Source organism: Dactylosporangium sp. NPDC051087 (assembly GCF_055586325.1).
This window is the reverse complement of the sequence record NZ_JBVJIJ010000003.1, coordinates 476,578-486,015: the sequence shown is the minus strand read 5'-3', so window position 1 is coordinate 486,015 and position 9,438 is coordinate 476,578. Positions and strand designations below refer to the sequence as shown.

At 71.4% G+C, this 9,438-nt stretch carries 9 protein-coding genes; 7 read left to right on the top strand and 2 right to left on the bottom strand.

The window, feature by feature from the left end; all coding sequences use genetic code 11:
• Positions 1 to 106 precede the first annotated feature (106 nt).
• From ACZ6TV_RS08775 to ACZ6TV_RS08755, 5 genes are read left to right on the top strand one after another with little or no spacing between them, the layout of a single operon-like run.
• Positions 107 to 1,048, top strand: a complete 942-nt coding sequence (locus tag ACZ6TV_RS08775) for a carbohydrate ABC transporter permease (RefSeq protein WP_465296574.1) — start codon at positions 107 to 109, stop codon at positions 1,046 to 1,048.
• A 5-nt stretch (positions 1,049 to 1,053) separates the two neighbouring features.
• Positions 1,054 to 1,899, top strand: a complete 846-nt coding sequence (locus tag ACZ6TV_RS08770; RefSeq protein ID WP_465296573.1) for a carbohydrate ABC transporter permease — start codon at positions 1,054 to 1,056, stop codon at positions 1,897 to 1,899.
• Between the two features lie 34 nt (positions 1,900 to 1,933).
• On the top strand, positions 1,934 to 2,797 hold the full coding sequence (locus tag ACZ6TV_RS08765; protein WP_465296572.1) for a ketose-bisphosphate aldolase: 864 nt from the start codon (positions 1,934 to 1,936) through the stop codon (positions 2,795 to 2,797).
• Position 2,798: 1 nt separating this feature from the next.
• Positions 2,799 to 3,995 (top strand): ADP-dependent glucokinase/phosphofructokinase, encoded by a 1,197-nt coding sequence (locus ACZ6TV_RS08760; RefSeq protein WP_465296571.1) that lies wholly within the window; start codon positions 2,799 to 2,801, stop codon positions 3,993 to 3,995.
• Positions 3,992 to 4,942: a class I mannose-6-phosphate isomerase gene (locus ACZ6TV_RS08755; RefSeq protein WP_465296570.1), complete on the top strand. Its 951-nt coding sequence runs from the start codon at positions 3,992 to 3,994 to the stop codon at positions 4,940 to 4,942. The genes ACZ6TV_RS08760 and ACZ6TV_RS08755 overlap by 4 nt, the downstream gene beginning before the upstream one ends.
• Before the next feature lie 36 nt (positions 4,943 to 4,978).
• Here the strand turns inward: ACZ6TV_RS08755 and ACZ6TV_RS08750 are convergent, their stop codons facing one another.
• Together ACZ6TV_RS08750 and ACZ6TV_RS08745 are read right to left on the bottom strand one after the other, a co-directional pair.
• Positions 4,979 to 7,162 carry a bifunctional polysaccharide deacetylase/glycosyltransferase family 2 protein gene (locus ACZ6TV_RS08750; protein WP_465296569.1) on the bottom strand — a complete coding sequence of 728 codons (2,184 nt, stop codon included), beginning with the start codon at positions 7,160 to 7,162 and terminating at the stop codon, positions 4,979 to 4,981.
• Entirely contained in the window at positions 7,159 to 7,674 is a 516-nt protein-coding gene (locus tag ACZ6TV_RS08745) for a hypothetical protein (protein ID WP_465296568.1), read from the bottom strand. The genes ACZ6TV_RS08750 and ACZ6TV_RS08745 overlap by 4 nt, the downstream gene beginning before the upstream one ends.
• A 62-nt stretch (positions 7,675 to 7,736) precedes the next feature.
• On the opposite strand from ACZ6TV_RS08745, the gene ACZ6TV_RS08740 reads away from it, so the two are divergent.
• Together ACZ6TV_RS08740 and ACZ6TV_RS08735 are read left to right on the top strand one after the other, a co-directional pair.
• Positions 7,737 to 7,934: an SHOCT domain-containing protein gene (locus ACZ6TV_RS08740; protein ID WP_465296594.1), complete on the top strand. Its 198-nt coding sequence runs from the start codon at positions 7,737 to 7,739 to the stop codon at positions 7,932 to 7,934.
• A gap of 329 nt (positions 7,935 to 8,263) precedes the next feature.
• Positions 8,264 to 9,427 carry a cation:proton antiporter gene (locus ACZ6TV_RS08735; RefSeq protein WP_465296567.1) on the top strand — a complete coding sequence of 388 codons (1,164 nt, stop codon included), beginning with the start codon at positions 8,264 to 8,266 and terminating at the stop codon, positions 9,425 to 9,427.
• Positions 9,428 to 9,438: the final 11 nt, after the last annotated feature.

Here is a 9,438-nt window from a genome sequence, read left to right as displayed (position 1 = left end):
AGCATGGCGGGAGGGGGCGTTCGTCTTTTTATTTACTGCCTCCCTCCCCCCCCCTCCCCCCCCCCCCCCCCCCCCCCCCCCCCCCCCCCCGCCCAAGGAGACAGCGATGACATCCATGACGGCACCGAAAACCACGGCACCCACGCCGGAGCGGGTCAAACCCGGACGGACCCGCTCCACCGTGGCCCGGCACCTGATCCCGTACGGCTACATGTCCCCCACGGTGCTGTTGATCGTGGTCCTGATGGTGGTCCCCATCGTCATGGTGATCAGCTACTCGTTCCGGGACAACGTGATCGTCCAGGAGAACTCGGTGTTCGCCGGGTTCGCCAACTACACCGAAGTGCTCACCGACCCGAACTTCCTGACCGCGCTGAAGAACACCGCCGTGTTCATCTCGGTCAGCGCCGCGGCCCACCTGATCCTCGGCCTGGCCTTCGCGATGATGCTCAACACCCAGTTGCTGAGCGGGGTCACCAAGGCCATCTTCCGGATCGTCTACATCCTGCCGTGGCTGTTCACGATCGCGGTGATCGCCGTCATCTGGCGGCTGCTGCTCGACCCGTCCGGGGTGGTCAACCACGTACTGCAGACGCTGGGCGTGGTCCAGGAGGGCGTGAACTGGCTCGGCGACCCGGGCAAGGCGCTCTGGGCGGTCACGTTCGTCAACATCTGGTCCGGCTACCCGTTCTTCATGATCAGCCTGCTCGCCACGTTGCAGGGCATCCCCAACGACCTGTACGAGGCGGCCGCCGTGGACGGGACGAACTGGCTCCAGCGGTTCGTGCACGTGACGCTGCCGCAGTTGCGGCCGGTGATCGTCAGCATGGCGGTGCTCGACCTGATCTGGACGTCGCAGCAGTTCGCACTGATCTGGATGATGACCGGCGGCGGGCCGCTGCACGCCACCGAGATGCTCAGCACCTACACCTACAAGCAGGCATTCAGCGAGTACGAGTTCGCGACCGCGTCGGCCGCCGCCGTGATCGTGCTGCTGCTGACGATGGTCCTGGCCTTCTTCTACGTCCGCCAGCAAAGGGAGCGGTGAGACGCATGGCAATCACCGTCAAGACCCGTCGCACCCTCGCGAAGGCCGGCGTGATCACCGGACTCGTCATCGGCGGGCTGTTCGCCGGCCTGCCGGTCCTGTGGTTGCTGTCGACCTCGTTCAAGAGCAACGGCGAGGTGTTCCAGAACCCACCGCGGCTGATCACCGACGGCTTCTCCTTCGACGCCTACCGGGAGATCCTGGGCAACGGTGCCCAGCTGCGGTTCTTCCTCAACAGCTACATCGTCGCCTTCGCGGTGACCGTCCTGACGCTGCTGGTGGCCATCCTGGCCGGGTTCGCGTTCAGCCGCTTCACGTTCCCGTTCCAGAAGACCATCAACGCCGTGATCGTCAGCGTCCAGGCCGTGCCGCCGATCACGCTCGTCATTCCGTACTTCGGGCTCGTCGTCGCGCTCGGCCTGTACAACACCTATCCCGGCCTGATCCTCACGCACATGGTGTTCACCCTCCCCTACGCGATCATCATGATCACCGCGTACCTGAACACCATGCCACGGGAGCTGGACGAGTCCGTCAAGGTCGACGGCGGCACCAGCTGGACCGCGCTGTGGCGGATCCTGGTGCCGATCTCGGTGCCCGGTCTCATCGCGGTCGGGGTCTACACGTTCATGATCTCGTGGAACGAGTACCTGTTCGCGCTCACGCTGACCCGTACCGACGACATGCGCACCGTGCCGATCGGCATTCAGCTGCTCATGGGCCAGCACTCGTACGAGTGGAACCAGATGATGGCGATGAGCGTCCTCGGTTCCATTCCGGTCCTCATCCTCTTCCTCGTGTTCCAGCGACGGTTCATCGGCGGGCTCACCGCCGGCGCCGTCAAGGCCTGACACCACTCAGCAACGCAGAAGGAGAAACACCGAAATGCTGACGACCGGCAAGGCGATCCTGGATGTCGCAAACGAGCACGGCTTCGCCGTGCCCGCCTTCAACATCAGCGACTGGGCGATGTTCCAGGGGATCGTGGAGATCAGCGAAGAGACGAACGCCCCGCTGATCGTCGGAATCCACCCGGACGAGGTCCGGCACATCGGCCGCGAGATGATCGCCGGTATCGCCGAACGGTCGCACCGCTCGAGCGTCCCGATCGCGATCCACTGGGACCACGGCGCCACCTACGAGCAGATCCTGCAGGCGGTCCAGTACGGCTTCACCTCCGTGATGATCGACGGCTCGCTGAAGCCGTTCGAGGACAACATCGCGATCACCAAGAAGGTCACCGACTCCGCGCACGTCCTCGGCGTGTCCGTGGAGGGTGAGCTCGGCACGATCGGCGGCAACGACAGCTACGCCGAGGCGGGTGCCGCCGAGATCATCTACACCGACCCCGACGACGCGGTCACGTTCGTCGAGCAGACCGGCGTGGACAGCCTCGCCGTGGCGATCGGCACGTTCCACGGCTTCTACCCGGCCCACCTCAAGCCGGAGCTGAAGCTCGACCTGCTCAAGGAGATCAAGAGCCGGGTCCAGATCCCGCTGGTGCTGCACGGCGGCTCCGGCAACCCGGACGACGAGATCCGCGAGGCCGCGCGGATCGGCATCAACAAGATCAATATCTCCACCGACATCAAGGTCGCCTACCACAACAAGATGCGCGAGGTGCTGGGCAACGACCCGAAGGTCCGCGAGCCCAACGCCATCCAGCCCGCCTGCATCGACGCCATGAAGGTGGTCGCCGCCCAGAAGATCGAGCTGTTCGGCGCCGCCGGCAAGGGCTCGCTCTACTGACATGGCCGACGCGTCCCGTGTAGTCCTGGGCCTCGGCGGTTGCGTCGACTACGAGTTGAAGCTGACCGCCGGCGTCCTGGAGCAGCTCGTCGCCGAGCACGGCATCGGCGCCGCGGAACTGACGTCGCCGGCCAGGGTGACCAGTGAGCGGGACCTCGTGGTGTCGATCCTCGGGTACGTGGCCCGCGGCGGAGGCGGCGAGCACTTCGTCGCCTCCGCCCCGGCGCTGTCGGCCTTCGCGGACCGGTTCCCGCACCGGGAGACCCTGGGCGGCACGTCGGTGCGGGCCGGGATCCTGATGAGCTGGCTCGGCGTGCCGTCGACGCTGCACCTGGTCAGCGTCAACGACACCTTCCGGCGGCTGCTGCCGGCGGACAGCGAGCACATCGACAGCGGCACCGGGGACACCTTCTACCCGCACCTGATCGTGCAGTACGACAAGGGCCTGCGGGTGCGGGCGGGCGACATCGACATCACCGCGCCGTTCCCGAACCGCCTGATCTACGTCAACGACCCGGCGAACGGCGCCATGCTGCTCACCGACGACCTCGGCGACCGGCTCGCCCGGGCGGACGTCTTCCTGATCTCCGGGTTCAACGCCATGCTCGACGAGGTGGAGCTCGACGAGCGGCTCGCGGCCCTCAAGGACCACATGCGGCGGCTGCCGCCCGGGGCGGTGACCTACTTCGAGGACGCGGCGTACCACGAGCCCGCCTTCAGCCGCCGGGTCCGCGACGCCCTGCTCGACGAGATCGACGTGTACGGGCTCAACGAGGACGAGCTGCAGTCCTACCTCGGACGCCCGGTCGACCTGCTCTCGGCCGAGGACGTGGCGGCCGCGCTCACGGCGGTGCACGCGCTCATCCCGGTACCGACGCTGGTGCTGCACACCAAGTACTGGGCCGTGTCGCTCGGCGCGGGTGCTTACGCCGGCGCCCTCGACACCGGCACCGTCATGGCCGCCACCCGCTACTGCCACGGCGACGACTTCACCGCCGAGGACGTCGAACAGCTGCGCAGGCTGCCGCGCCGGCCCGAGTCCGTCGCCTTCGCGGCGGCGCTGCGCGCACGCATGGGCGGGACCGTCGAGTGCGTGCCCGGCTTCGCGCTCGACGTCCGCGACCCCACCACCGTCGGGCTCGGCGACACGTTCGTCGGCGGCTTCCTCGCCGAGCTGGCCCTGAAGGGACACCCATGACCGTCGAGGTACTGCCCGCCAACCAGCCCGCGACGTTCTACCGCGGCGCCGGCCGGATCGCCGGGTTCCGCACCGTGCCGGCGCTGCCCGACCGCCCCGAGGACTGGGTCGGCTCGATGACCAGCCGCTTCGGGCTCGCCCCGGCCGGGTTGTCCGCCCTCGCCGACGGCCGCGTGCTGGCCGAGGCGATCGCCGAGGACCAGCGCTGGTGGCTCGGCCCCGGACGGGTCGACACCGGCGTACTGGTGAAGCTGCTCGACGCCGGTCAGCGGCTGCCGTTGCACGTGCACCCGGACCGTCGTTTCGCCACCGCGCACCTCGCCTCGCCGTACGGCAAGACCGAGGCCTGGGTGATCGTCTCCGCGCGGCCCGGCGCGTACGTCCATCTCGGCTTCGCCCGTGACGTCGCGGCCGCCGAGCTGGCCGGCTGGGTGAAGGGGCAGCAGACCGGGGCGATGCTCGCCGCCACCAACAAGATCCCGGTCGCGGCCGGCGACGCGATCCTCTGCCCGGCCGGTCTGCCGCACGCGATCGGCGACGGCATCCTGCTGGTCGAGGTCCAGGAGCCGACCGACTTCTCCGTGCTGCTGGAGCACGAGGGCTTCGGCCTCGCCGACGGCCACCTGGGCCTCGGCTACGACCTGGCCCTGCAGTGCGTCGACCGGGGTGCCTGGACGCCGTCACGCCTCGACGGGCTGCGCGGCACCGCGGAGCGGCTGCTGCCCGAGGCCGCGGACGAGTTCTTCGCCGCCCGCCGCGTGCGCGGCGGCGACCGCCTGGACCGCGGCTGCAGCGTGCTGGTCGTCGTAGCCGGCGAGGGCCGGCTGACCGGCGAGCACGACGACCTGCCGATCCGGCGCGGGGACACGCTGCTGGTCCCCTACGCCGCCGGTCCGGTCCGGCTGGACGGTCAGGTCGAGGTGATCCGCTTCTCCGCGTCCGCCTGACCGCGGCGGCGCGCCACCGCGCCGCCGGGCGCCGGGCTAGGAGCGGGACTCCTCACGAGCCGGGGACGGGACCACCACGAGCGGCGGCACCGGAAGCGCCGGGGCGGCCGCGCCGGCGGAGCCCTGCCGGTGCAGTTTGTGCCAGCGGAGCCGGGCGCCGGTGAGGGCCGTACCGAGGGACTGCAGCAGCACGATGTACATGAGCTGGCGGTAGACGATCTGCTGCAGTGGCAGGACCCACAGGGCGCGGAGCTTCTCCCGGTCCAGGCGGAAGGCGACGGCCGCGGTGAGGACCTGCATGGCGAACATGGCCAGCCAGGCGCCGGTGGTGACCTTCCAGCTGGAGAAGCACAGGCCGTACACGAGCAGGATGTCGATGAGCGGGGCGAGCAGGGGCAGCGCGATGCCGAAGAACGCGACGAGGGGCAGGCCGATCCGGCCGAACCGGCCCGAGGGCCCGCGGTCCAGGAGCGACCGGCGGTGCTTCCACATCGCCTGCATGGTGCCGTAGCTCCAGCGGTACCGTTGCAGCCACAGCTGCCGCAGGGTGGCGGGGGCCTCGGTCCAGGCGCGGGCGCGTTCCTCGTAGACGACGCGCCAGCCGGTGCGGCACAGCGCCATGGTGGCGTCGGTGTCCTCGGCGAGGGTCTCGTGGCTGATCCCGCCGATGTCCTGCAGCGCCTCCCGGCGGAACGCGCCGATCGCCCCCGGGATGGTGGGCATGCAGCGCAGGAGGTCATACAGCCGGCGGTCCAGGTTGAACCCGATGACGTACTCGATGTGCTGCCACCGGGCCACGATCGAACGGCGGTTGCCGACCTTGACGTTGCCCGCGACCGCACCGACCGAGGCGTCGGCGAACGGCTGCACCAGATGCCGGATCGAGTCCGGCTCGAAGACGGTGTCGCCGTCGACCATGACGATCAGGTCGTGCTGCGCCATCGCCACCCCGACGTTGAGCGCGTTCGGCTTGCCCCCGTTGGGGATCCGCACCACCCGCACGTTCGGTAATCGCATCGCCTCCACGAGGTCCGCCGTGTCGTCGGTCGAACCGTCGTCGACGACCACCACCTCGATCCCGCCCGGATGGTCGCCGCCCGCCAGGGACCGCACCGCCGCCTCGATGCCCGCCTTCTCGTTGTAGGCCGGCACGATCACCGACACCGGCAGGCGCACCGGCGGGCCCCACCGCCACGACGCGGCCCGCCGCCGCCGCGCGTGCCGGCCCGCGAGCAGGAGCAGCGCCACGGTCCGGGCGATCGTCAGCAGCCCGGCGGCCAGGAACAGCACCCGGAGGGTGGCCGTCAACCAGTCGGCCAGCATGACGGCGGTGGCCAGCGCGAACGCGCGCCGCCTGTCGACCGGTCCGGCCGGCGCCTCGACGACCGCCGGCCCCGCGACCGCCCGCGCCAGGCCCTGCGACACGGTGGTGAAGGTGTATCCGCGCCGCTGCATCAGGGGAATGAACCTGTCCAGCGCCGCGACGGTCTCCGCGCGGTCGCCGCCGCCGTCGTGCATGGGCACGATCGCGCCCGCGTCGCCCTGCGGGGTCGCGCCGGCGACGATCGCGTCGACGCCGGGCCGGCTCCAGTCCCGGCTGTCCAGGTCCGCCATGATCGATAGGTAGCCGAGCTCGCCGGCCTCCCGGATCAGCGGCCACTCGGCGTCGTCGATGGCGCTGGTACTGGAGGAGTACGGCAACCGCAGCAGCGCCGACTTTGTGCCGGTGGCGTGGACGATGGCGAGCTGGGTCTGGGAGTACTCCAGCTCGCGCTGCCACCGTGGCAGGCGGTCGAGCCGCGGGTGCGTGAAGGTGTGCACGCCGACCTCGTCGCCGGCCCGGGCGAGCTCGGTGACGATGTCCGGGTGCCGGACGACCTGGGAGCCGACCACGAAGAACGTGGCGTTGACGTGGTGCCTGCGCAGCACCTCCACGACCCGCGGCGTCCACTCCGGGTCCGGGCCGTCGTCGAAGATGAGGGCGATGGTGCGGGCCGGCAGCCGGTAGGAGCGCACCGTGCCGTTGCGGGTATCGATGATCGGGCCGCCGCCGAGCACCTCGGCCGGGACCTTGGTGCGCTTGCCGGCGTTCACCGTGTGGTCGGGGTGGAACTCGGCGTTGGTGTAGGCCTCGACCAGGAGCGCGCCGACGAGCACGGTGAGCGCGACAACACCGAAGATCAGACGGCTGAACGACACCCGCTGCCGTGGACGGGTCACGCCGGGCCCGCCACGACGACCACGGTGATGCCGGGGGCGGCGCTCTGCGAGGCGCTCGGCTGCGGTTGCGTGGGCGTGGCCGGCGCGGAGGACGGCGGGACGGAAGGCGGCGCGCTCGTCGTCGGCTCGGGGGACGGCGTGGTGGTTACCGAGGCACTCGGCTCGGCGGACGCGCTCGCCGTGCCGGGTGAAGGGCTGGTACGGGCGGAGGGGGCGCCGGTGAGCCGTTTGGCGGGCTGGCCGGGCGCGGGCGTGAGCTTCTTGGCCGGCGGCGTCGCGGACGGGGACGTTCCCGGCGCCGGGAACGACAGCAGGTCCAGCGGGCCGGTGAAGAACAGCGCGGCGATCACGACCAGCACCGCATAGACCAGCGCCGCTACACCACCGATATGGAAGACAAGCCGGATCCGCCGTCCACGACGGCCCGTGGCATCGACGAAGACTGGTGCTGACACGTCACCGGAGGCGATGACATCGACCGTCTCACCGGCGGCCGGGGCATTCACGGACACGACGCGACTATAGGAGCGACCCGACGCCGGAATGGCGGGAAGAAGGGCCCGGGGACGGGGCGATACCGAATCTCCCACCGCGCTCACCTTATGAACGCCACGGTTTCACCCTGCGGGTCCCCCGGCGCCGGGCGGCAGCCTCACCCGGTGGTGAAGACGCGCGGGCGGCCGGCCTCGCCGAGCGGTTCGCCCGCGGTGAGATCGACGAGGACGAGTACCTGCGCCGCCGCCAGGTGCTCGACGCGCGACCGCACGGCTGACGCCGCGGCCGTTCAGCCGGGGCCCGGGACCGTCCAGGTGTCCGGACCGGCCCGCCAGGTCGGCGGCGGTGGCGGCCACGGGCCGGACCACGGCGAGACCACCCCGCACATCAGACATGGGCCGCCCCGGAGCGGGCAGGTGACCGCACGGGCCTTTGACGGTGCCCGTCGTGCTGTCGATGACGTCCAGGCAGGGCAGCGCGGGTCGGACGGACAGAGGTCGGCGCCATGAGCGGGTCGAGCGGGCCGGTGCCGGCCGGCGGCCGGGCGGCGCATGCCGGCCCTCCCACCGGCCGGCCTCCGCGTGGCGCCCGGCGACCGGACCCCGGATGAGCCTCGGCCTGCTGGCACTGGTCTCGGTGGCCGGTCTTGCCGGCCCGCTCCTGGCGCTGTCCCACCGGTGGGGGCCGCCCGTCGTCGTCGGGGAGCTGCTGGCGGGCGTGGCGCTCGGCCCGACGGGTGCCGGCGTGCTGGACGCCGGCGACCCGATGTTCGCGTTCCTGGCCGACGTGGGGTTCGCGCTGGTCATGTTCGTCGCCGGTTCACACGTGCCGATCCGCGACCCGGCGCTGCGCCAGGCGCTGCCGGTGGGGTTCTGCCGCGCGGCGCTGGTCGCCGCGGCGTCCGTCCCCGTCGCGTTCGTGATCGCCCGGGCGTTCGGCACCGGCCACGCCGCCCTCTACACGGTGCTGCTCGCCTCGTCGTCGGCGGCGCTGGTGCTGCCGATGCTCGACGCCTTGCGCCTGACCGGCCGGCCGGTGCTGCAGTTGCTGCCGCAGGTCGCGCTCGCCGACGCGGTCTGCATCGTCGCGCTGCCGCTCGCCATCGACCCGGCGCGGGCGGGCCGGTCCGCGCTCGGCGCGGCCGTGCTCGTCGCCGCCACGATCATCGTGTTCGCCGCGCTCCGGCTGGCGGAGCGCCGGCGCTGGCGCAAGCGGCTGCACCGGCTGTCCGAGCGGCGCAAGTTCGCGCTGGAGCTGCGGATCAACCTGGCCCTACTGTTCGGCCTCGCCGCGGTCGCGCAGCTCACCCGGGCCTCGGTCATGCTCGCCGGGTTCGGCTTCGGACTCGCCGTGGCGGCCGTCGGCGAGCCGCGCCGGCTCGCCCGGCAACTGTTCGCGGTCACCGAGGGGTTCGTCGGACCGATGTTCTTCGTCTGGCTCGGCACCTCGCTGGACGTCGCCGCCCTGGGCCGCCGTCCGGCACTGGTCGGGCTCGGCGTCGCCCTCGGCGCCGGCGCGGTGGTGACGCACCTCGTCGCACGCGCGACCGGGCAACCGGCCACCCTGGCCGCCCTCGCCGCCGCCCAGGTCGGCGTCCCCGTCGCCGCGGCGACCCTCGGTACCCGGGCCCACCTGCTGGCCGACGGCGAACCCGCCGCCCTGATCCTCGGCGCGTTGATCACCATCACCGTCGCGTCCGTCGCGACCATCTTCGTTCCGCGGGCAGATCCCGGCGCCGGCCCCGCAGTTGTACGGCGGCCCGCCGGATGAGCGCCGACCGG